This is a genomic window from Xanthomonas arboricola pv. juglandis (assembly GCF_905367715.1).
Lineage (GTDB): Bacteria > Pseudomonadota > Gammaproteobacteria > Xanthomonadales > Xanthomonadaceae > Xanthomonas > Xanthomonas arboricola.
Map to the genome: position 1 here is coordinate 594,676 of NZ_HG999362.1, position 22,535 is coordinate 617,210.

Consider the following 22,535-nt stretch of genomic DNA (forward strand, 5'->3'; position numbering starts at 1 on the left):
AAAAAAGCGTGTCTCACTGCATCGTTCTTCATTGGGTCGCTTGGTGACTTGGCGATTGGCTCACTTCAGGAGTGCATTGTTCTCCGGCCCGCGTCGTTGCTGCTCCGCAGAAACTTCGATGGATCTTACGCGAGGTCTCAGCCGTTGCCATTGTAGAAAATGCGGATGCATGCCCTGGAAAAATGGCCACCAATACCAGCCTGGCTTCTACTTTATAGTCCTGCAGGTACGTCTCGAATGCAGCGGCGGCAGATGCGTAACGCGTACTTGACTCGTTCATTTGCGTTCGAAGAAGCATTGCCGCATCCACATGATTGACAGGCAGGAAGATGCTGATTTCCATCGTGTACGACAGCGGTTTTGGCCATACCACCCGGGTTGCCGAGGCCGTGGCAAGCGGCGCCAGGCAGGTCGACGATGTCGATGTCCGGTTGATTGCAGTGGCTGATGAGATGATCGACTGGATAGCGCTTGAAGCAAGTGACGCGATCGTTTTTGGATCGCCTACCTACAACGGAATGATCAGCGCGAGGTTGAAGAAGTTCTTTGAAGACTCGACCAAGGCGGCATGGACGGGCATGAAGTGGCGCGACAAGGTCGCGGCAGGCTTCACCAACTCTGGTGCGCAGCACGGCGACAAGCTCAATTCGCTTGTCTCGATGGCGTTATTTGCCGCGCAGCACGGGATGATCTGGGTGGGCCTGGATCTGATGCCGGGCAACAGTAGCAGCAGTGGAGGAGTCGACGATCTCAATCGTCTCGGGAGTTGGCTGGGTGTGATGACGCAGTCGAACAACGACCAAGCTCCAGAGCTGGCTCCGCCTGCCAGTGATCTCAGAACCGCAGAGTACCTGGGTCGCCGTGTTGCTGAAACGACCCGCCGCTTTTGCAGCACTTGAATCGTCTTACACCCAACCAAGGACATTGACCATGAGATTGCTTTGCCTCGATATCCCGCAGCCGGGCGCAACCCTGGGAAAGTACCAGCCACATATGATGGAAGAGGTCCGGCATAGTTGGCAGCACTACAAGGACGGCGTCATCCGTGACATCTACTTCCGGCAGGATAGTCCCGGTGTCGTGATCATCGCTGAGGCAGATTCGGTGGCAGCTGCGAAATCTGCGCTCGCCGAGTTCCCTCTGGCCAAGGTCGGCCTGATTGATTGGGACGTGATCCCGTTCGGTCCTTTCGTCAATTGGGAAGTTCTCTTTGCGGCGGGCGATCACTGACTGTTGCTGCGCTGTCATTGACAGGGACTCAGTCAAGAATCAAGGATGGCGAAAGAACGTCTCACGCGGTCAAGTCGATACGCTGCGTTTGTCACCAGCTATTCGATCCGTGGCGATAGTGGCGAGCCAACAGGCTTCGCACTTGATCTGTTGGCAAGTACGCTGGTGAAACGCGGCGCGCTGCACCAGCCAGCGGCCAATTGGCCCGAAAAGATCGTCATTGATGGTCGCCTTATCACTGGCCGGAATCCGGCCTCGGCACGCGCGGTCGGCGAGGTGGCGATCAAGCAACTCAAGGCAAACGATTGAGTGCCCTTCTGGTTGATGGTGCATGGAGCATCAAGCACATGGCGCGTGGCCTTGCATGTGCGAGGCCACGCGCTTGCTCAACGCAGATGGTCGAACGTTTCCAGATCACCGCCAATCTTTCAGCACAAGCGTCAACCTTCAACGGCGATCACGGAGTCAGTTGCAAGGTCGAACTATGCGCGGCTGTTCATGCGGTCGAACATTGCTTCTCCCAACTCGCGCGTCTTTGCGGAGATGCCGACCAGGACCTCGTGCTTGCCCGCTTCAAGCTGCACGAATGCTTCATCGACGAACTCTTCTGCGCTGACCATCATGTTGTTGGAGACACCGCCACTGCGCTTGTTGCCACCCAAACCCGTATCGACGATAGGGGGCGCGATCTCGATCACACGGACCCAGGTGTCCCGCAACTGATGCCGCAGGCTGAGCGTAAACGAGTGGATTGCGGCCTTGGTGGCACAGTAAACCGGGACATCGGCCATGGGCGAAAACGCCAGGCCGGAGCTGACATTGACGATGTAGGCGTTGGGTTGCCGCTGCAGCAAAGGCAGCAGACGGCTTATCAGATGGATTGGCGCAGTGAAGTTGATAGCCACCTCTTGCTCGAGGGTGTCCATCCCGGGGTCGGCCGTAAAGTCGCGATGCACCTGGATGCCCGCATTGTTGACGATGGCGTTGAGGGTGGGATGCTCATCCTGCAGCCACTGTGTGAGCGCGTCGCGGCTGGTTGGATCTGCCACATCGCAGACGCGCGTGATCACACCGGGGACTTCAGCCTTTGCCTGCGCAAGAGAGGATGCAGTGCGACCGCAGATGATGACCTGGTTGCCGTCGGCGGCAAAGCGCCTTGCCAGGGCAAGACCGATTCCCGTCGCGCCGCCAGTGATGAGGATGGTGTTGTGTGTGAGCTTCATCGTCTTGGATCCTTCGCAAAAAAATGTAGAAGGTATGTCGACGATGAACCAGGCATCAGCGGCCACACCTTCGCTACCGGCATGCCGGGGCTGAGGTGTCGCGGATACCCTGAAGCGGGAGGAGTTGCCATTCACTTGAACGGCGACCGGGCTACCATCCGGTCAGCACTCTTTCGACAGCCGTTTTCTACCATGGCGCTTCTTTCGCTACAACTGCTGTCCTCTTGCGGCATTCAACAAACCCAGGGGGTGAAGGAATGCGTTGCATGAGGGCGACTGCTTCGGTCCACGCGAGCCTCTACTTGGGCCGCAGCTGTAGTTTGCGTATCAACCAGCACGCATTGCGGAGCGTCTGTTCGGCCTCTGAGCGCGGATGCGTCGACACCGGAAGCCGCTAAAGCATGTCTTTGGAAAAATGTCCGCACAGAAACTCGACGAACGCGGTCACCTTGGGGCTTACAAGGCGACGTGAGGCATGCAACACCCAGCCTTCGAGCAGCGGTGCCTGCACGACGCCCCATTCGGCGACCCTGCCGTTGGCGATGTCTTCAGCCACGGCGGACCGCGGCACCACGGCTGCACCGGCACCAGCCAGCACCGCGTTTCTGATCAGGAGTGGCGTCGAGTACCAGAGCACCGGCTTGGGGAGATAGGTGCACAGGTGCCCGTCTTTATCGACGACCTTCCACGCGGGAATGACCTTGCGGCCAATGCGTGTGATGACCTGGAGTTCTATACCGGAAGCAGCCGCTTCGCCGGCTTGAGGGCGGCTCAGGTCCGGCGGAGCGACAAGCACCAATTGGTCATTGAGAAAACGCCGGCCAACCAGCTTGTCGTCCGTCGGTGGGTTGAAGCGGATCACGATGTCGTAACCGTCTTCCACCAGGTCGACCAGGCGGTCTTCCGCAGTCACCTCCAGCTGTACATCCGGATGTGCGCGCAGGAAGGCTGCGCCGATGCGCCCCATGGCGATATGCGAAAACAGCAGCGGCGCGCTGATGCGTAGCACACCGCGTGGCCGACCGATGCCTGATTTCAACTCTTCAACCACCTGGGCGATTTCGCCGAAGGGGTCGGATGTTCTTGCGTGTAGAACTTCGCCTTCCGGCGTAAGCCGTAGCTTGTGGCCGCCCCGCTCAACCAAGCGTACGCCAAGGCTCTCTTCAAGCGAACGTACTCGACGAGACAAGGTGGCCTTGGGTTGCCCACTGGCACGGCTTGCGCTTCCGAAGCCCCCGTGGATCACGACAAGGTTGAAGTCTGCGAGGGCTGCGATATCCAAGGGATGTTCCATTTGCAAGACATCATGTCCAGGTATTCGGGACTATGCGCTGGGTTTGGGCGGGCAAACAATGGCGGCGTCGACAGGATCCCGGGTTTCACCGGTGCACTCAGCTCACGGTGCCCTTCGGGTTGTCACTTCATTCACTCACGTCTTCAAGGAATGCTCGCATGAAAGCAGTACGTTTCCACGCCTATGGTGGCTCCGAGGTCCTCAAGATCGAAGAGATCGATAAGCCGGTGCCGGGTCCGGGTCAGGTGCGCATCCGGGTCAGGGCGGCAGCAGTCAATCCGATCGACTGGAAACTGCGTGCCGGATACATGCATGCAATGATGCCGCTTGCGTTTCCCGCAGGAAGCGGGTGCGAGGCCTCGGGCGTGATCGATGCGGTTGGCGACGGCGTCCCGGCCGATCTGCTGGGCAGCAGCGTGTTTGGCAAAGGCAACGCTACGATGGCGGAATACGCCATCCTGGATGAGTGGGCTGCCAAGCCTGACGCACTGACATTCGAGGAAGTAGCTGGCCTCTCGGTCGCCGCCGAAACGGCTGCACGCATCATCGATCAGGTGGGCGTCAAGCCCGGGGAGACGTTATTGGTCAGCGGTGCCGCCGGCGGCGTGGGTTCTGCCGCACTCCAGCTCGCGCGTGTTGCCGGTATCCGCACCATCGGCACGGCAAGCGAGCCAAAGCATGACTATCTACGTTCGTTGGGAGCGATCCCGACCACCTACGGCCCGGGTCTTTCGCAACGTGTTGCCGAGCTCGCACCAGCAGGGGTACATGCCGCGCTCGATGTGGTCGATTCTGGAATGATTCCGGAGTTGGTGGCGATCACCGGTAGCCCGTCGAAGGTGGTGTCGATCTCCGATCTCACTGCACCGCAGTACGGGGCGAAGACCTCCTTTGAGCCGTTGGACAAGGACGGCGCGACCAAGGTGCTGGTGCAGGTTGCGGCGCTGTGTGTCGCGGGAGCTTTTACATTGCCGGTCGCGCAGACATTTCAACTGCAGGATCTTGCAGCGGCGCATGACCTGAATGCCCAGGGTCATGTCACCGGACGGCTCGTTGTGACCTTCGGCTGAGCTTGAGCCTTGCAGCAGCGCAGCAACGCGCTGCATGTTTCGCCCGTGTGCCGGCCAGGCCTTGATCCCGTAGCGATGCAGGCCTGTCCAGTTGCCGCCGGAAGTACAGGCGCGCTCCGCATTTCGCCATGGGTTTGTCAGCATTTGAATGGCCACGCCACTAGGAGCAGATGATGATAGATCTCTACTATTGGCCCACTCCAAACGGCCACAAGGTCACCGTGTTCCTGGAAGAGGCCGGTCTGGACTACACGCTCAAGCCGGTCAATATCGGCAAGGGCGACCAGTTCACGCCTGAGTTCCTGCGGATTTCGCCCAACAACAAGATGCCGGTGATTGTTGACCACGCTCCGGCCGATGGTGGTGCGCCGCTGAGCGTGTTCGAGTCCGGTGCGATCCTGCTGTATCTTGCCGAGAAGACCAGCCGGTTCCTGCCTGCGGACACGCGCGGCCGCCTTGTCGCGCTGGAGTGGTTGTTCTGGCAGGTGGGCGGCCTTGGTCCGATGAGCGGGCAGATGGCGCACTTCAGCATCTATGCGCAGGAGACCATTCCCTATGCCATCGATCGCTACAAGGCCGAGGTGCGTCGACTGCATCGTGTGCTCGACCAGCGCCTGGCAGAGCACAGCTTCGTCGCTGGTGCCGAGTACGGCATCGCCGACATGGCGAGCTATCCGTGGTTCGAGGTCTACGGCGACCTGAAGCCCGACTACGCCGCGTTTCCGCATCTGCGGCGCTGGCAGGGCGCCATTGCCGCGCGCCCGGCAGTACAACGTGCTTATGCGCTCAAGGAGCAGGTCAACCCGAATGCCGGAAAGCCGCTCAGTGACGAGGAGCGCCAACACATGTTCGGTAGACGCTGAGGAATGCTTCCGCAGGCTCCGGATAATTTGGCAGCGTTCTACGATGGTTGTCTGCGGTCCTGCCCCTGATGCCCAGACGCGATAAGTGATTGCTGAGAAATTCTCATAAGCGCATCCCGGCCTGGCCAGCGTCGGTGCTCCTGGGGTTTGGTACAACAGCTGGCCATGTGCTCGTGTGCGCAGCCCCAGCCCGTTGGCAACCCAGCCATCTGTTGGGCAGGAAACGACAGCACGCGATCGCACTGCCCGATACGCAGCTCTCGACTGCTGCGCTGGAGATACGCTAAATGAAGTTCGACACGCCGGCAGGCCTCACTCCCATCGACCAACTCACCGTCGTCGGCAAGCCCGTGGACCGTATCGAAGGTCCGCTCAAGGTGACGGGCAACGCGCCTTACGCCTACGAGTGGCACGACAACCTGCAGGAGCTGGCGTATGGCTACATCGTCGGCGCTGCAATCGCCAAGGGGCGCATTGCGCACATCGACACCACCGCTGCTGCGAAAGCTGCCGGCGTGCTGCATGTGCTCACCTACAAGAATACCCAGGCTCTGGGCACCGGCGAGTTCTACGTGCAACGTTTCCTGGCCGCGCCCGAGGTCGAGCATTATCACCAGCCTGTTGCGGTGGTGGTGGCCGGCACCTTCGAGCAAGCGCGTGCGGCCGCTGCGCTGGTGCGCGTGGACTATGTGCGTGAGACCGGCCGCTACGATCTGGCGCAACAGCTGGATAGCGCGCCGATCGCACAGCAGGCGCCGTTTGGCGGTCCACCGCAAACCGCGGTAGGCGACTTCGACGCGGCCTTTGCGGCCGCGCCGGTCAAGGTCGATGCCCGCTACACCACGCCGGACCAGGCCCACGCGATGATGGAGCCGCATGCCAGCATCGCCAGTTGGCAGGGCGATCAGCTCACCTGCCGCACCTCGATCCAGCAGATGAACTGGGGCCGGCGCGATCTGGGCAAGATCCTCGGCATTCCCAAACACCACATTCGTTTGCTCTCGCCGTATATCGGCGGCGGCTTCGGAGGCAAGGGCACGGTCCAGTCGGATCTGGTCATGGCCGCACTCGCTGCCAAGGCGGTCGGCAGGCCGGTCAAGGTGGCGCTGCAACGCCCGCTGATGTTCAACAGCACCATCCATCGGCCGGCAACGATCCAGCGGATCCGGCTGGGCGCCACACGCGATGGGCGGCTCACCGCCATTGGCCACGAAAGCTGGTCCGGCAATTTGCCCGGCGGGCGTACCGAACCTACGACGCTCTCGACCCGCGTGCTGTACGCAGGTGCGAACAGGATGACCCAGGTGCGTCTTGCCGTACTCGACCTTGCCGAAGGCAACGCAATGCGCGCGCCCGGCGAGGCGCCCGGCTTGATGGCGCTGGAAATCGCCATGGACGAGCTGGCAGAACGGCTCGCCCTGGATCCGGTTGCGCTGCGCATCCTCAACGATACCCAGGTGGATCCGGAGAACCCGGGCAAGCCGTTTTCCACACGCGCGTTCGTCGACTGCCTGCAGGTGGGTGCCGAACGTTTCGGTTGGAGCCAACGGCTGGCGCGGCCGGCAAGCGTGCGCGAAGGGCAGTGGCTGATCGGCATGGGCATGGCCACTGCGGTGCGCGGCACGCCGATTTCCAAGGCGGGTGCGCGTGCGCGGCTGGATCGCACCGGCACGGTGACCATCGAGACCGACATGACCGACATCGGCACGGGCAGCTACACCATCGTGGCGCAGACTGCTGCGGAGATGCTGGGCGTGCCACTGCATCAGGTCGTCGTCCGCCTGGGCGATTCCAGCTTTCCGGAGACGCCGGGGTCGGGCGGTCAGCAGGGCGCGGCCTCGGTCACCGCGGGCGTGTATGCAGCGTGCGTCGCCTTGCGTCAGGCGATCGCCCAGCGGCTCGGCATGCCGGCGGACGCGGCGCAGTTTGCCGATGGCATGGTGACCGCCGGCACGCGCCGCGTGCCCTTGCGCCAGGCGGCAGCGCAGCACGACATCGTGGTCGAGGATGCGATGGAGTTCGCTGGCCTGAAGGAGCGCTACGCCCAGCAGACCTTCGGCGCGCATTTTGCGCAAGTGGCCGTCAACGGCTACACCGGCGAGATCCGCGTGCGGCGCCTGCTGGCGGTGTGTGCGGCCGGCCGCATTCTCAACCCGAAGACTGCCAGAAGCCAGATCATCGGCGGCATGGTGATGGGCGTCGGCGCCGCGCTGATGGAAGAGATGGCGGTCGACCGCCGCCTAGGCTTTTTCGTCAATCACGATCTGGCCGGCTATGAAGTCCCCGTGCATGCCGACATTCCGCATCTGGAGGCGCATTTCATCGACGAGGTCGACCCCACCATGTCGCCGCTCAAGGCCAAGGGCGTCGGCGAACTGGGGTTGACGGGTGTGGCACCGGCCATCGCCAATGCCATCTACAACGCCACCGGCATCCGTGTACGCGAATATCCGATCACGCTGGACAAACTGCTGGCGCAGCTCCCGCTTCCATCGGAATGAGCGGGGGCGCGGCCGGGCATCAGCCGGCGTCAACGGGCAGGTGCCACTGCCCTGATGAAGAACGTGGTCGACATGTATACCTGGCTTCTAGGCCTGGCATTCGCTACGGGCAGGATGACCCGCATTCGCTCGAACTGATCACGCCATGCGCGCTCGGGTCGCGTTGATCGGCCCCCCCGAGCTGATGTCGGGTGAGGGTGTCGCCCATGTGCGTTTCCTGCGCTTTTTTCGCCAAAATAGTTCATCGGTGCGTGCGTCGCGTAGCAGAAGTGGCACCATTTGTGTTCGCCGCATGAGACATGCCCGTGTGACCGTATGAGCATGTACTCATATGCAGCTGCTCTGTCACTGCTATGTCACTGCGAGGCCGCACATGTCGCTCAACACGCTTTCGACCGGGAGTGCCGCCGGTCTGTTTCTACCTCTGACGGATGACGCCTCGTCGCCGGAGGCAACCGGATCGGATTCGGCCATGAACGATTCCGATCTGTTGCTGGCGATGGACAACCTGTTTTTGCAGCAGATTTATAATCTGATTGCCGCCACCTACGGCAACACGCCAATCAGTGAGCCAGGCAGCGATGTTCCGGGGTTAGGCACGCCTTCAGCGGACGATGTGCAAGCCGGCCAGCCGATCGAGAAACGCACGTCCTGGCCGAGCCCATTGACCCCGTTCGATGCCAAGGACATCAAGGGATCCAGGCTGCCGCCTGCGGTGGATGGCTCATCGGTGACATGGGACGGCGGCACGCTCACCGCATCGGAGCTCCAGATTGTTTCCACACTCAATCAGCACAAGGACAAGATGCCGCTTGAGTTCGCAAAACTCGACGACACGATCAACGACCCGTCCACGCCCGCCGATCTGAAGAGCGCGCTGCAAGGCTTGCAGAAAGACCCGCGCCTGTTCTTCGCGATCGGCTCGCAGGGCGACGGCAAATGCGGTGGCAAGATCAAGGCCGAGGACCTGTGGGATTTCGCAGACCACCACCAACAGGTCACCGACCTGGGCGGCAAGAATGCCGAGTTCAATCCCAAAAACATCAAGGGGGCGACACCGCCGCCTGCCGCAGAAGGTTCAACGGTGACCTGGGATGGCGGCACGCTCACGCAGCCGCAGCTCGACATCGTCTCCACGCTTAATCAGCATCGCGACATGATGCCGATCGAGTTCGCCAAGCTCGACGAAAAGATCAACGACCCAGCCACGCCGCCGGACATGAAACAAGCGCTGCAAGGCCTGCAGCAGGATCCTGGCCTATTCTTCGCATTGGCATCCCAGGGCCACGGCAAGCACCACCATGATGACCAGGGCAAGTGCAACGGCACGCTCATTGCCGCCAACCTCTACGACTTTGCCGACCGTCACCCGCAGGTGACCGCCTTGGGTGGCAAGAACGCGACCTACAATCCTGAAAAGATGAAGGGCCGCGACCTGCCGCCGCCGGTGGACGGCTCTTCGGTCACATGGGACGGCGGAACGCTCACCCAGAACGAGCTGGAGATCGTCACCACGCTCGATCGTCACAAGGACAAGCTGCCGGTTGCATGGGCTGATCTGGATGCGAAGATCAACGATCCGGCGACGCCGCCGGATTTGAAGCAGGCATTGACGGAACTGCAGAAGGATCCGCGGCTGTTCTTCGCCATCGGCTCGCAGGGCGATGGCAAGTGCGGTGGCAAGATCAAGGCCGGTGATCTGAGCAAATTCTCGGCCGGCCACGCGCAGGTTGCGGAATACGCCAACAAGCAAGCCAAGGGCTACACGCAGAACTATGTGGCCTCGGACAGCCCGGACAAGACCCAGCCAACGGTCATGACCGAAAGCGACGCGATGCGCGAGTTCTATCGCTATTCGGACTATCTGCCGAAGGATCTGAACCAGGATGCCTTCAAGCACCTGGTCGAAGGCGACAGCAAGACCCAGAAGTGCCCACCACAGGTCATCGCCGCCGCGCAGTATTTTCGTGAGCATCCCGACCAGTGGAAGGCGCTGGCGGGAGATGCGGGTTCGATGAGTACGCCGGATTTTCTGCAGAAATCCACATCGCAGATGCACCTGACCGCACCTGAATTGAAAACGCTGGACACCATCAACAGCCACCAGGATGCGTTCTTCGGCGATGGTAAGGAGGTGACCCGCGACAAGCTCGACACGATCGTCAAGGACGACAAAGCCGACCCCGCGGTGCGCGATGCGGCCAAACAGCTATTGGGCGACCCGCTGCTGTTCGGCTTGTTGAATAATTCGATCACCGGCTACAAGAAGCCGCACAGCTTCTTCGGCGGTGGCCATGTCGTCGACTCGGGCAAGATCAGCAAGAAGGATTTCCAGCATTTCTACGATCACATGACGGCAGCCAACAAGACCGTCGATAAATCACCTACGCACGCGGCCACGTCGCCCGACCAGAAGAAGGCTGTGGCGGACATGTTGATGGGCAAGGCCGATCAACCCGAGATCAAGCAGAAGAAAAAAGACATCGGCACCGTCGGCAAGGGGTTGCATGAGTTCCTCAAGTGGGACAGCAAGATCATGGACTGGGCCTCGGTCGGCCTGAGTGCGTTGAACGGCATCCCCATCATTGGCGAGATTGCCGATGTAGGAGCGCTGGCATTGGAGAGCGAAGCACAGGCCGCCCAGGTGATCGACACCGCGCTGCAAGGTGGCAACATGAAACTGGCGTGGGAACTCGCCGGCATCAACATGGCCGGGGCGGTGGTGGGGGCCGCCGGTGGACCCTCGGCCAGACTCGCAGCCAAGGGAGTCGCCAAGGGGGTCGCCGAGGGCGCAGCCAAAGGGGTGACCAAGGGCGCGGGCGAGGGGGCGGCCAAGGGGGCAACCGAGGGCGCGGCCAAGGGCGCAGGCGAAGGCATGACCAAGGGCGCAGGCGAGGGCGTAGTCAAAGGAGAGGGCAAGGGCGCAACCAAGGGGCAAGAGCGCATTGATGGGTTTAAAGGATATTTGGTAGGCAACGACATTAATCGATCGACCGACATGCTCAAGGCGCCTGTGTTGGCGGGCCTGCATTATGAAGAGGTGCGATTGGATAAAGAGAAGAAAGAAGGCGAAATCCACCAGAAGCTGGAGGACACGGGCGGAATACCGCTGGGGAAACAGATTATCCCGAAGGAAGTTGCGGACAACTTCGAGGCGGACGCGAGGGAAAAATTCAGAAATCTGAGGGGTGGGCGGCGCAGGTAATGATCGTTCCTGATCAGCATCTTATTGCGTGAACGGAAGGGCGATCAGCATGATCGCCCAATTCGTCAGTGGGCCGTTCAACTCAGTCCGCAGGTGCATGTGTGTTGGGAACCAGAGCTGTACCAGCTCCAGTTAAGTAGATACGTCGTTTTGTATGAGCAGGCCTGGACACCGCAAGCCACTGCATTAGCAATATCTGGGTCTTGCCGATACAATGCGTTTCGCGGCCTGGTATGCCCAGCGCCGAACGTAAAGATCAGCACGGCCGCACGCATATTCGCTAACCCGAAATTACACTGGCGATGGTTGGCATCTGTCTGAGCTCGCGCCGACGTGCTTTAGTAGCCCTTGCTTTCCGCCGTGAGGTCACAGCTGTGTCAGCCTCTGAATCGGCTGCAATTCATGCTGTAATTTAAGCAAGAGCCTATGTGGCGATGTTGCTTTGTCGGCCGTCTTCTAGACGGTCGCAAGGGATATCAGATATTTGTCCGTTCCAGGAGCTGGTGCAGCCGGCCGTGGTGGGGAAAATAAATTTTAGAACGCAGCGAAATATCAGCAAGCATCAGGCCGGGCTTGTGGCGCGCTTAAGCTGTATTTATAGTCGAACTCATAAATACACCGCCCGTACGGGCGGTGTATGAAAGATGATATTTATCTATCTTTGGCGTAAATAAATTGATTAAAAAGTCGGGGTTTCAACTTTGGAGGTCATTACTGGATTTTCAAACTATGGGTTTAGAAATGCGGCGGAGATTGGCTCGGCCGGCATTCGTGAATTCAACACGCTGCCTTCCCTCCTTGCAGCATGTCATTCACCCATTGTTGGTCTAGGGGTGAGACAAATCCTCGATTGTCGATTTTTATCGACTTTCCCTGCCCTTGCCATTTCGCCATCTTGGCAAGAAATTGATCGGGATAATCGCTGCCCCGACACGCGATATTGGCCCAGGGATCACAAATATAAATACTTGGTTCCCATTGTGTCATGTCTGCCGGCAGGCCGCCAAAATCTGCACCGATGACTGCAGCAGAATGGTCAGCCTTGAAGTCGATCGTGCGTGCCACAAATCCTTCATCTTCCAGATAAAGTTTTGCCAATGATGCGAGCTCCCCACAGTTATGTGCTCTTCCTTCCATTGCAACACTGATGAAATCGGTATCGCTGTCGTATAGCGCTTGCCCCCTCATTCTTAAAATCTCTCTCTGCGCATTTTCTACGCGATGTGCCTCCACGTCGCCACGTCCACTCCTGGTCTTGTTCGATGATTTGAAGTTTGAACTTCGAAGGTAGAATTCATCTCTCACTCGATGCAGGACTTTGGTTACTGCCATCTGCTCGCGTGAAAGAGGAATCCGCGGCCCCCGGAGCGACGAAACCCTAGACGCACCGCGGTTCAAGGCCGCCAGCTCGCCTAAGTGCCCCCCCAACTGATTTGAAGAGGCTATTGCCGTTGCGTTAACCGGCGAGCGGGGAGATGCGCCCTGTGCGTCGGACTGGGCGTAGTTATTCGAAACATAGTCTTGTTTAGAGCAGCAGATACCCACGGATCATAACCTATTTGATTAACGGGGGTGTTTAGTATGACGGGTGCTGGCCCAGCTCGGTGGGAGATTGCGAAGAATTCATCTTGTGTGCGAACGCGGGGATTCTGGGAGGTATCCGAGAAAGCTGCAGTGAATGCGCTCTCTGAACTTATTGGTTAATCATAAGTCTAGCTTGGAATATTTAAGAAGGATCAAATGGTGAGTTAACTATATTAATTAAGGCTAATTATGGTGCTTGGTGCGAAAATTGAACCGGCAAGTAGTCAAGGCGATCGCACGACGCCCTGGATGCCGGAGAAGGAGTGCATTGCCTACTCATCAATGAATGTCCGGGTTTGAGCGCTTGCCCGGAATGAATATCTCCCGCGTGCGGTAGTTGCGCGTCTGGCGAAACAGTAAAAATGTCGCGCTTGCTCAAAGAACGCTTGCCCGCGGCTGCGCGGAGCATTCGCGTCGTCGCGTTCCCCGCGGTCTTTCAAGCGATTCATCTGCCGCTCCCGCACACATAGGCTGCGTATGACACAGGTCTCGATTGCGCGACTTCCACCAGACCAACTTCGTGTGCGGCGCGAGTGATTCGCAGCGTCTTGCCCGGCTTTGCATGGCCAGCCAGACACTGCGCTCTACCGAAATGGTGGATTGGCCACTCATCGCATTTTCTCGGAGAGTTTCAGATGACGTTGGAATCAGGAAATCACCACGCAGCGAACACCGCGTTTTCTTCAGCATTGGCGCCTGTCTCGGGTTACCTGGCGAGCTCGCGCAACGACTCGGCGGAGGCGAAACCATCCTTGGGCCTGCGGGCATGCTGTGCCGTGTCCACACGCAGATGCAGCAGGGCGAAGTGACGGCGTTTCCGGAAGTGATCCTGCCGTTGGCCGCACGCGAGCTCGGCGGCGATGAGGTGGTGACGCTGCTGGCGCTGCAGGAACAATTGCTGACCGAATACGGCTGGCGGCTCACGCTCTCGGACCTTGGCCTGCTATGTGTCTGCCCGCTGTTGCTCGAGCGCACGCCCGATGCCGTGGCCACCGCGCTGGAGCGCGGGCAAGTGGTTGCCCGTGTGGTGCTTGACGCGCTGGTGACGCAGGCCGGTAGCGCGGCCGAGGTGGCCTCATGAAACTCACCAGCAACATCGGGACCGCTTCCAGCAGCCGCGCAACATCTTCTGCGCCCGCACACCCAACGCAGGCCGAGGACACCGTGACCCCGCCACAGACGCGCTCGCCTCCCGGGCCGCTCGCAGGCCTGTCTTCGGGGCCGGTGCTGCGCGGTCGTCGCGCACCGTTATCGCGTCGCGTGACCGCCGGCACGACGCAGGCCGAATCCTCGCATTGCGCATCCCAACGCCCGGAGTCCTCGCAGTCGTCGCATTCTTCCGAGCTGACGGATGCATCGTTTCACACTGCGCAGGCCAGCCCGACGTCCTCGGTCGTCGATGAGCCGCAGGCACCTGCCGCTGCAACGACCCATGCGCAGCGCAGTGCGTCGGCAGCGGCTGAGTTGAAGGCGCAGCTACGTGCACGCTTGGTTGACCTACCATTTGCCGCCCCCTCGGAGGAGCAGGAGGCACTGCAGGCCGCATATCTGGAATGGGCGGACGCGCGCGTGCAGGAACGTATCGCGGCGTTCGGGCCGGATGCCGGATACCAGATCGCCGGCGACATGAAGACGGCTGGCGCAAAGGCGGCTTGGCCGATCGCTTACGAATGTCTCAGGGCCTTCATCATCGGCTCGATGCGCACCCCGTTCGGTCTCGCCGCAGGCGCAGCCTACGACGGCGCGCGTGCGCCCGGATCGGAAACGCTGAGTACGACGACGCTGTCCGGCGCGGTGGCGGGCCTGATGTCCCATACCAGCGATACGTTGCTGATCCCGGCAATGGACCGGCGCGCGCGCGTTGCCAACCTGCCGCGGTTCCAGGCCATCGACCCCAAGATCCTGGTGCCCGATCCGCCACCGGCCCTGCTGGAGATCACTGCCGAGGGCAAGCGTTTCACACGCCCGGGCGAGGGCGACGCAGCCACGCTTGCGGAGCTCAAGGCGCAGACCTACGACCTCCGCCAGGGCATCACCCAGTGGCAATCGACCCTGGACGACAAGTCCCTGGACACCTTGTTGCTCAAGCCGACGATCAACGCGGGATTCAACGCGGCGCGGCGAACCTCCGACGACCCGGGCACGCGCACGCCGGCCGGCCAGCTGGGCCTGAGCGCGCTCGCCATCGGCGGGGCAGGGGTCGTGCAGAAGGCGATGCTCGAAACCGGCAAGGCGGTGGCGCGTACCGGCCAGATGAGTGTCCCCGACCTGCTTGGCGGACAGCAGCGGCTGAATCTGTTTGCGTTGGCACTGCCGGACAAGACGCGTCGGCCTGCGCAATGGTCCGACGCTGTGCGGTTCCCCCCCAACTATCTGCTGGAGACCGGGAAGGAAGGCCTGGCGTTGGCCAGGCAGGCCTTGAGCACCACCAACGCGGTGACCACTGCGCTACGCGATGTGCTGGGCCGTCACATGCTCAGCAACGTGCTGGCCAACTTCGCCTCGCTCGGGGCAGGCCGCCTGATCGCCGCGCCCTTGCGTGGTGGCAATGCAAACGGCAGCGTTGCAGGCGAAGCCGCCAACTCCACCGCCACGGTCGTGCAACAGGCGGTGCAGACCTTGTTCAACGATACGGTCTGGAATGCGCTCAAGGCCAAGAACGGTGCCAACACCACCCAGGCCACGCGCCTGGATCAGCAGCGTGCCGTCAGCGCAGCCAGTCATCAACGCACCATCGCACGCACGCTTCAGTCATTGGCCGAGCCGATCAACGAGGCGATCGCGATGTTTGCGCCGGCACAGGCGCAGATTGCGCGCGCCCTGGAGGAGGGGCAGCCGCTTGCGCCTGCACCGGGGCCGCAGGCGGTCAGATTGCATGATGCGCTGGAGAAACTGCGCACGGAGATCGACACGCAGTCCGTCTCGATTGCGACCATCGACACCGTGCGCGATGAGCTGCATGCCGGCCAGGCGGCGATGTTCAGCGGCGTGCCGCGCAACAACCTGACCGAGACCCTGGACACCGGGTTGACGACGCTCAGGCATGCATTGCACGAGAGCGAGGCACTTCGCCAGTGGGAAAATGGCCGGCCGTGAGTGGTCGATGCTGCAGTTGATCCAAAAGCGCGGCATGCCGCAACGACAGGCGTCACCACGGTGACGCCTGTCGTTTGTTGTCGGTCCTATTGCGCGCCATGCGCTCATCGGAACTGGCAATGTGGCTGCATGGCCGCGCATTCCAGGTGGCCAGCACCCGTTGGCGTTTGCGGATTCGGCTGGCACGGTCGGCCATATGGGCCTGCAGTTGTACCCCGTTGCCATTGACCAGACAGGGCGCGCATCGGGATCCCCCACATCCTGCTCGCGTGCGTGAACTGGCGCGCCAGGCATAGGGCGCCAAAAGCCGACGCGTAGGGATGCAGTGATTTCAAAGCCACCAAATGCCGATGCCCGGCAGATGCGGCAACGCCATGCATCTGCCGGGCAGGATCGACGCGTAGCGCCGCTGCAGGCTGCGATCAGCCGCTGTAGGCCTTGTAGCCGATGCGTGTTGCCCCGATGGCCTGGGACGCGTTGGGGGCAATCACCTCATTGGGCGCATCGGTCTTCAGGTTTGCCAGCTTCACCGTCGCGCCGGGCGCGTCGGTACGGAACACCGCTTCCTTGACCTGATTGAACTCGCAATTCTCGACCTGAAGATTGGTGTCGATATCGGTATGCCCTCCGTTGGTGCGGAAGACCTTGCTGGCACCCTCGACGGTGTCGCCCGACATCACCACGTCGGCAGCGCCGTTGTCCTGCACGACCTTGTCTGCGGCGTTCTTGAACGTGCAATTGATGATCTCGACCTTCGGCCGGCCGCTGACCTCCGGGCTGCAGCCGGCAATCCCCGCATCATGCTCGCGGTTGCCCTGGCCATCGATGGTGACCGCATCCTCGCTGACGTCCTCGTTGACGCAATTGACCATCTTGCCGCTGCCCATGAAATGCACGCCGTCACCGCCGCCGGTCATGTTGACGTTGCAGAGGCTGCCGCCGTCCTCGACCACGAACAGCGGTTGCTGATGCTCGTCCTGGTTGCCTTTGCCCAGGCAAGGGCCGCCGACGTACAGCTGGTTCTTGCCGTCGAACACCTCGCCCTTGTGCACCACGATGGGCTTGTTCTGGACGCCGGGCGGCGCGGTGACGACCTTGCCGGGAGGAAGGGGCGCCTGTGTACCGTTGGGGCCGGGCGTGACCGGCTGACCGCTGCCGGGCGGGGTTGCCGGTTGACCTGGGCTGGTGGGCGATGCGCCGTTGCCGGCTGCTGTGCCGCTGGTGCTTCCGCTGCCTTTGTTGTTGCTGCCACTGCCGCCGCTGCCGTCGCCGGCCCCGCTGCCGTGCTGCCCGCCGGCGTTGGTGGAGCCGGGCGGGTTCGAGGGCGGCAGCGAGGGTATCGGAGTGGGATTGGTCGGCGGCTGACCGTCGCTGGATGGCTGATCCTGTGGCTGCAGCATGTCGCTGAGCATGCGTTGCATGCAGTACGCCAGCATGCTCATGATCACTGCGGTGAGGGCCTGCTGCTGCGATAGGGAAAACGAGGACGGCTGTAAGCTCGCAGTGGTGTGTGAGGGAATGGCGAGTTTCATTGGCGAGTGTCCTTGCGAGAGATGAAGGGCGGAAGAAATCCTGCGAGAGGGATAACGGCGCGATAGCGTGGCGGGTGACACGGCGCAGGGGATGCGCAAGGCTCCGACAGCGTGCTGCTGAGTCGTGCCTGTCTCGCGGCAAGCATCAGCCTGCAGGCAAGGTCGAGCACCTCACGCGCGTAGCCACAGATAGTTTCCCGTTGCGATTCCTTCGAACATGTCGTCGTGTGCAATGAAGATGTTGTTGTTCCAGTAACGGCCATGCTCGGCGTAGTGGGCGAGCAGATCGCAGATCCATGCGCCATCGACGTCGTCGTCCAGCGGCACGCGTACGATCAGGACGATCACGCCGGCATCGTTCAATCCCAGTTGCGCCTGGTCCTGTGCGTACACCGACAGGTTGGCTTCCAGCAACAGCCGGAACACCGTCAGGGTGCGCCCCGCCGGAGCAAGGCCGTAGGAGATGCGTAGATACAGCGCTTCTTCTTCCGGCGTTTGCTGTGCGTCATCGTCGGTCTGGGCTGCAGGCATGTGCAGATAGACTTCAAACCCGTCTACCCAGAGCACGCGGCTGCTGAGCACCGCCTGCACATCCGACAGGTCCAGTGCTTCGCACATCTGCTGAACGATCGCTTCGAATCGGGCGCTGCTCATCCGTCATGCAACCTGACGCAGGGCCGCATGCCGGCCCCGCGTCATGTCAAAAGCCGTTACTGACCGACCAGGCTTTTTGCATTGTCGCCGGCCTTGCCGATGAACTTGTTGAGCGCCACGTTGAAGTCGAGATCGTTCTTGAGCATGGTGATCTTGTTGTTCATGCGCTTTTGATCCTCGTCCGAGGCGGTGAGGTCGCCGAGCAGCGAGTCAATCTGCCCGCTCGCCCCATGCGTTGCCGCGGCACCGGACATTCCATTTGAAACGCCTCCGGTAAAGCTGTCCACGCCCTGGCCGAAGCGCGAGTGCAATGAACTCATTTCGGGAAGTAAAGCCATACGAAGACTCCTTAGCAGTTAATTAAAGCGGGGGCGCCTGCCGGCGCGTTTTACCTGGTCGAGGCGACCAAGAAAATCGATGGTCAAGGCATGCCGGCAACATGCGCGACGATGTCGCGCGCGGCGTTGATGCCGTCGTGCAAGACAGTGAAATCGTTGCGCGCGGCCTGATCGCTCGCTGCAGACCAGTGCACACGGAGTTGTTGCGCTGTCGTATGCAGCGCTGCCTCGACGTTGCGCAGTCGCTCGCCGGAGACATCCAGCGCCTTGGTCTGCAAGATCTTGCTCATATCCTGGGTGACCGTGTCTGTCATGGCATTGAACATGGTGCGGTTCTCATGGCGCCGCTTGCTGCGGCAGGGAAGTCAGGTGCTTGGTGCCGTCCGGTGTCTCCACGTAATGCAGTCCTTCCACCAACAGGGCGGCATCGTAGTTCGAAGGCGGTTTTACCGACGGGTCCTGCTGGGTGATGTCCACATGCAGCTTGCGGATCTCCGGGCCCAGATCGCTGCGCAGGTCGGCAATCCGCCGGATTGCACGCTCTGCGTTGTCGCTGTTGCCGGCGATGGAAAACACGCCTTGACCGTCGTAGCGAACGTTCAGATCGCGGTCTGCCAGGGTGTCGCGCAGGGTGGCCAGCACCTCATCCACCACTACCACATCGACCGCGACGGCATGCTGATACCGATGCAGTTGTGCACGCAGGCGCGCCGCATCCGCGCTGCTCGCCACCAGGCCCTCGACCCGCACGCGCGGGCCAACCTGCTCCAAGCGCGCTTCGCGCAAGCCCAGCCGTTTCAGCACGGACCGGACCTGGTTGAGCTGGTTGTCCTGGCTGCGCGTCGGAGCAGCATCGGAAAGAAACGCCGGCAGCAGGGAGGGCAGCAGCGCAGCGGCGGCCAGCGCTAGCATGGCGCCCACCACTGCGCGCATCGCGGTGCGCCTGGACCTGGGTGGCGGAGGTGTTGCCGGCGTTGCGGCTGGAGACAGCAACCGCTCCAGCAGTGCCACATCGTCCGGCCAATCGGCTGCAGCCTCGCCGATACAGAGCACCAACGGACCAAACCGCATTGGATGCAGCGCAACAAACGGTGTCGTTGGCAACGCGTCGCTGCGATAACGAACTTGACCATCTGCATCCACCTCGATGATGAGCGGGCAATCAGGCCAGTCTTCGATCTGGATCTCGGCCTGGGGATCGGCGCCCAACGTATAGCTGCCTGGCTGCAAATCTAATCGCGCGCCGGCGTGTATTCCCGTCAGTATGCGAAGTTGCATGGTCATGCACGAATCCCCTGAGCGGCCCCGTCTTGGTGTTCCATCAGTAGCGTGTTCAAACGCGTGACGCCACGCGCACAATCAGCGGGTCTGCGCGGTCTTCCCGCGCTGATCAGCATCAGCGGCAGCAGCAGGTTGTAGCTACGCAGTGCTGGTGTGGGCTCCGGTTGCGCGTGCACCATCTCCACCAGGCGTTTGCGCAAGGTGTCCATGCTTTCGGCAAAGCTGCCCGCCTGGCCGGATTGCAGGTGCTCGCGCATCAACATCCAGACCATGGTGGTCAGCGATGCGGCAACCGGATGGGCAATGCCGATGTCACGCAACTCCACGAACGCAGCGGTGAGGGCCTGCCGTCTGAGCGTCTGGTCGGCGGCGCGCGTTGCCGCATAGCGATCGATGACTGCCTGGACACCCGCACGCACATCCTCGTCCCGGTGGACCGGCGAGGCGCTTGGCCACGTCTCTGCCTGCGGATCGCCGGCGTGTGCGCGAGCGCCGGCGCCATGCTGATCGTCCTGGCCTTGCCCCTGTTCCTGCGGCTGAGCGATTGCGATGTTGACCCGGCCGCGTAGCGCCGAGACACGTGCTGCCTCGGCGTCTTCCAGCTCGGTGGCGTCGAGCTCGTCGTCCATGCCATCCAGCGACCGCATGCCGCGTCGCCGCCTGCGCGGCGGAGCGGGGCGCAGACGCGGTGCATGATGTGGCGTGTCCGCCAGCGGCTGTGCGCCAGCGCCAGGCGCATCGGCATGGTGGTGCGATGCGCCGGGCGCGCTCGGCAGCGACGGCGGCACGGCACCTAGCGAAATGCGCCGGATCATGGAAACGCCGCCTGCATCAGCGCCTGGCCGAACTGCATGATCGCCGAGGCGCCCCACGGCGCGGTGATCGCAATGGCCGCCACCACCACCACCAGCTTGAGCGCGAACGAAATCGAGGCATCCTGCAGCGACATCACTGCCTGGATGAAGGCGATCAGCAAGCCAGCCAGCGCGGCAACGCCGACCACCGGCAAGGACACCTTGAGGCACAGCAACAAGGCTTCGGAGGTGAATCGCACCAGATCGTCATGGTCCATGGCGTCACCGATAACTCAAGACCAGGCCGTGGATCAGCATGGACCAGCCATCCAGCGCCACGAACAACAGCAGCTTGAACGGAATGGCCACGTTGGTCGGCGTCACCTGCGACAGACCCATTGCCATCAACGCATTAGCCACTACCAGATCGATCACGATGAAGACCAGATACAGCAGGAAGCCGATGCGGAACGCCTCGGTCAGCTCGCTGAGCGTGAATGCCGGTGCCAAGACCAGAAGATCGTCCGGCTTGAGCGTGTCGGCCTTGTCCTTGGGCCAGATCTGCTGCGCCGAACGAATGAAGAAGGCTTTCTCGCGCTCGCGCGTGTGCTTGAGCAGGAACTGCCGGAATGGTTCGCGGCAGGCGTCCAGCAGCACCACCACGCGGCTGTTGTCGGCACCGGGGCTGTAGTTCTGCGCGGCCTTGAACGCCTCCATGCCCACCGGCGCCATCACGAAGCACGACACCAGCAACGCGACGCCGTTGAGGACCATGTTGGGCGGCACCTGCTGTACACCGATGGCATTGCGCAGCAAGCCGAGCACCACCACGATCTTGGTGTAGGAGGTCACTACCATCGCTGCGAAGGGCAGCAAGCCCAGCATGATGACCACCAGCAGCAGCGAGCCGACATCAGGCATCTGCATGCGCGGTCTCCGACATGCTGAGGATCTGCACGCCGAGATGTTCGCCCACCGCCAGCAGCCGGCCGATGCCGATGGTCTGGCCGTAGACGACCAGACGGATGTCGGCCTGATCCACCGGCACCGACAGTTCGAGGATCTGGCCGGGCTGCAGGCCCGACAGCACCGACACAGACAGTGCAAGTTGGTCCACTTCCAGGTGGACAGGCAGTTCCAGTGCCGCCACATCGGTGGTGGACGATGTGGCATCGAGCTCGGGCATATCGTGCTGCATGGCGGGAGCGGTCTCCAGAATCATCTGTTGCAGGTTCAGGGCCACCGGAGCGCGCAACACCGCGCCTCCAGGGATGCCCCAGAGCAGCTCGCCGTTGCGCACGGGAGCCGGGGCGAGTGCGTGCAGCAGCACATCGCCCGGGCGCAGCGCTTGCAGCAGCGTCGCCGTTGCCGTGCGCTGGCCGATGCGCAGGCGCGTGCTCAGCCGCAGTGCGCCCAGCCAGGCCGGCAGCGGTGATGGCGTTGCCAACACAGCGACAGCCTTTTGCAGCGCGGCAAGCAGCAGTGGGCTGGCGGTCTCTGCGATCGCGTCGATGCCGCCCAGGGCGATGCCGATCTCCGGGCAATCGGCTGCGTCCGCACAGCGCTCGAACGCGGCGACCTCGGCAGTGCCCAGCCCGAGCGCTGCGAAGGCGTGCAGGAAATCGTTCAATAGCACGCCGGCGATCGCTGCACGCAGGGCGTCGTCGGCTTCGTTCAATAGCGGCGAGAGGCCGTCGCGTGCGGCGATCCGCAACTCCAGGCTGCCGCTATCGAACTGCAACTGCAGGCGCGCCGCTTCCGCCGCCCGGATGCCACGACGTTGCGCGGTGAAGCCACACCGCTGCACGGCACGCGCATCGCAGAGCACCGTGCCGAGCTGCGCGCGTGCGGCGGGCACGTGGGTCAGCGC

20 protein-coding genes and 2 pseudogenes are annotated in these 22,535 nt (G+C 61.8%); 9 read left to right on the forward strand and 13 right to left on the reverse strand.

Annotated elements, in window-relative coordinates; translation table 11 throughout:
- Positions 1-28: 28 nt before the first annotated feature.
- Positions 29-343, reverse strand: coding sequence for a hypothetical protein (locus KHN93_RS02495; protein WP_211921877.1), 315 nt, complete (start codon positions 341-343; stop codon positions 29-31).
- Between KHN93_RS02495 and KHN93_RS02500 the strand changes: the two genes are divergently transcribed.
- The 3 genes from KHN93_RS02500 to KHN93_RS02510 are packed head-to-tail and all read left to right on the forward strand — an operon-like array spanning position 330 to position 1,539.
- Positions 330-899 (forward strand): flavodoxin family protein, encoded by a 570-nt coding sequence (locus tag KHN93_RS02500; protein ID WP_104623520.1) that lies wholly within the window; start codon positions 330-332, stop codon positions 897-899. The genes KHN93_RS02495 and KHN93_RS02500 overlap by 14 nt on opposite strands.
- A gap of 31 nt (positions 900-930) precedes the next feature.
- Positions 931-1,230: a YciI family protein gene (locus KHN93_RS02505; protein WP_104561198.1), complete on the forward strand. Its 300-nt coding sequence runs from the start codon at positions 931-933 to the stop codon at positions 1,228-1,230.
- 45 nt (positions 1,231-1,275) lie between these two features.
- Positions 1,276-1,539 carry a type 1 glutamine amidotransferase family protein gene (locus KHN93_RS02510; protein WP_146092589.1) on the forward strand — a complete coding sequence of 88 codons (264 nt, stop codon included), beginning with the start codon at positions 1,276-1,278 and terminating at the stop codon, positions 1,537-1,539.
- 173 nt (positions 1,540-1,712) lie between these two features.
- On the opposite strand, the gene KHN93_RS02515 is transcribed toward KHN93_RS02510, so the two are convergent.
- Together KHN93_RS02515 and KHN93_RS02520 are read right to left on the reverse strand one after the other, a co-directional pair.
- The gene (locus tag KHN93_RS02515) at positions 1,713-2,453 is read right to left on the reverse strand and encodes an SDR family oxidoreductase (protein ID WP_104561197.1); all 741 of its coding nucleotides are present in this window, start codon (positions 2,451-2,453) and stop codon (positions 1,713-1,715) included.
- A 394-nt stretch (positions 2,454-2,847) separates the two neighbouring features.
- Positions 2,848-3,735, reverse strand: a complete 888-nt coding sequence (locus KHN93_RS02520; protein WP_211921881.1) for a LysR family transcriptional regulator — start codon at positions 3,733-3,735, stop codon at positions 2,848-2,850.
- 170 nt (positions 3,736-3,905) lie between these two features.
- Between KHN93_RS02520 and KHN93_RS02525 the strand changes: the two genes are divergently transcribed.
- The 4 genes and pseudogenes from KHN93_RS02525 to KHN93_RS02540 all read left to right on the forward strand — a co-directional run.
- A complete protein-coding gene (locus KHN93_RS02525; RefSeq protein WP_039531334.1) occupies positions 3,906-4,817 on the forward strand; it encodes an NADP-dependent oxidoreductase in 912 nt (303 codons plus the stop codon).
- A gap of 173 nt (positions 4,818-4,990) precedes the next feature.
- A complete protein-coding gene (locus tag KHN93_RS02530) occupies positions 4,991-5,680 on the forward strand; it encodes a glutathione S-transferase N-terminal domain-containing protein (protein WP_211921883.1) in 690 nt (229 codons plus the stop codon).
- Positions 5,681-5,967: 287 nt separating this feature from the next.
- Complete coding sequence (paoC, locus tag KHN93_RS02535) at positions 5,968-8,181, forward strand: aldehyde oxidoreductase molybdenum-binding subunit PaoC (RefSeq protein WP_211921885.1); 2,214 nt, start codon at positions 5,968-5,970, stop codon at positions 8,179-8,181.
- Between the two features lie 373 nt (positions 8,182-8,554).
- Positions 8,555-11,062, forward strand: a pseudogene (locus KHN93_RS02540) (HrpF/NolX family T3SS translocon protein); the annotation flags it as partial.
- Between the two features lie 1,101 nt (positions 11,063-12,163).
- On the opposite strand, the gene KHN93_RS02545 reads toward KHN93_RS02540, so the two are convergent.
- Entirely contained in the window at positions 12,164-12,718 is a 555-nt protein-coding gene (locus tag KHN93_RS02545) for a hypothetical protein (RefSeq protein WP_211921889.1), read from the reverse strand.
- An 887-nt stretch (positions 12,719-13,605) separates the two neighbouring features.
- On the opposite strand from KHN93_RS02545, the pseudogene hap3 reads away from it, so the two are divergent.
- Together hap3 and xopF1 are read left to right on the forward strand one after the other, a co-directional pair.
- Positions 13,606-14,051 (forward strand): annotated as a pseudogene (hap3, locus tag KHN93_RS02550) (Hpa3 family type III secretion system protein).
- On the forward strand, positions 14,048-16,066 hold the full coding sequence (gene xopF1, locus KHN93_RS02555) for a type III secretion system effector XopF1 (RefSeq protein WP_211921891.1): 2,019 nt from the start codon (positions 14,048-14,050) through the stop codon (positions 16,064-16,066). The pseudogene hap3 and the gene xopF1 overlap by 4 nt, the downstream one beginning before the upstream one ends.
- A gap of 422 nt (positions 16,067-16,488) precedes the next feature.
- On the opposite strand, the gene KHN93_RS02560 is transcribed toward xopF1, so the two are convergent.
- From KHN93_RS02560 to sctQ, 9 genes are all read right to left on the reverse strand, one after another.
- Positions 16,489-17,598 (reverse strand): pectate lyase, encoded by a 1,110-nt coding sequence (locus tag KHN93_RS02560; RefSeq protein ID WP_211921893.1) that lies wholly within the window; start codon positions 17,596-17,598, stop codon positions 16,489-16,491.
- A gap of 171 nt (positions 17,599-17,769) precedes the next feature.
- Positions 17,770-18,252 carry a CesT family type III secretion system chaperone gene (locus KHN93_RS02565; protein WP_104561183.1) on the reverse strand — a complete coding sequence of 161 codons (483 nt, stop codon included), beginning with the start codon at positions 18,250-18,252 and terminating at the stop codon, positions 17,770-17,772.
- A gap of 56 nt (positions 18,253-18,308) precedes the next feature.
- Positions 18,309-18,590, reverse strand: coding sequence for an HrpE family protein (hrpE, locus tag KHN93_RS02570; RefSeq protein ID WP_080715814.1), 282 nt, complete (start codon positions 18,588-18,590; stop codon positions 18,309-18,311).
- An 83-nt stretch (positions 18,591-18,673) separates the two neighbouring features.
- Positions 18,674-18,916 (reverse strand): Hrp regulator HrpD6, encoded by a 243-nt coding sequence (hrpD6, locus tag KHN93_RS02575; RefSeq protein ID WP_047127959.1) that lies wholly within the window; start codon positions 18,914-18,916, stop codon positions 18,674-18,676.
- A 10-nt stretch (positions 18,917-18,926) separates the two neighbouring features.
- The gene (gene hrpD5, locus KHN93_RS02580) at positions 18,927-19,874 is read right to left on the reverse strand and encodes an HrpD5 family protein (RefSeq protein WP_212579582.1); all 948 of its coding nucleotides are present in this window, start codon (positions 19,872-19,874) and stop codon (positions 18,927-18,929) included.
- Positions 19,871-20,686 carry a 4-hydroxyphenylacetate catabolism regulator HpaA gene (locus KHN93_RS02585; RefSeq protein WP_211921895.1) on the reverse strand — a complete coding sequence of 272 codons (816 nt, stop codon included), beginning with the start codon at positions 20,684-20,686 and terminating at the stop codon, positions 19,871-19,873. Before KHN93_RS02585 ends, hrpD5 begins: the two co-directional genes overlap by 4 nt.
- Complete coding sequence (gene sctS / locus KHN93_RS02590; protein WP_016901415.1) at positions 20,683-20,943, reverse strand: type III secretion system export apparatus subunit SctS; 261 nt, start codon at positions 20,941-20,943, stop codon at positions 20,683-20,685. Before sctS ends, KHN93_RS02585 begins: the two co-directional genes overlap by 4 nt.
- 4 nt (positions 20,944-20,947) lie before the next feature.
- Positions 20,948-21,592, reverse strand: a complete 645-nt coding sequence (gene sctR, locus KHN93_RS02595) for a type III secretion system export apparatus subunit SctR (RefSeq protein ID WP_006451038.1) — start codon at positions 21,590-21,592, stop codon at positions 20,948-20,950.
- Positions 21,579-22,532, reverse strand: coding sequence for a type III secretion system cytoplasmic ring protein SctQ (sctQ, locus tag KHN93_RS02600; RefSeq protein ID WP_212579583.1), 954 nt, complete (start codon positions 22,530-22,532; stop codon positions 21,579-21,581). The genes sctR and sctQ overlap by 14 nt, the downstream gene beginning before the upstream one ends.
- Between the last annotated feature and the right edge of the window lie 3 nt (positions 22,533-22,535).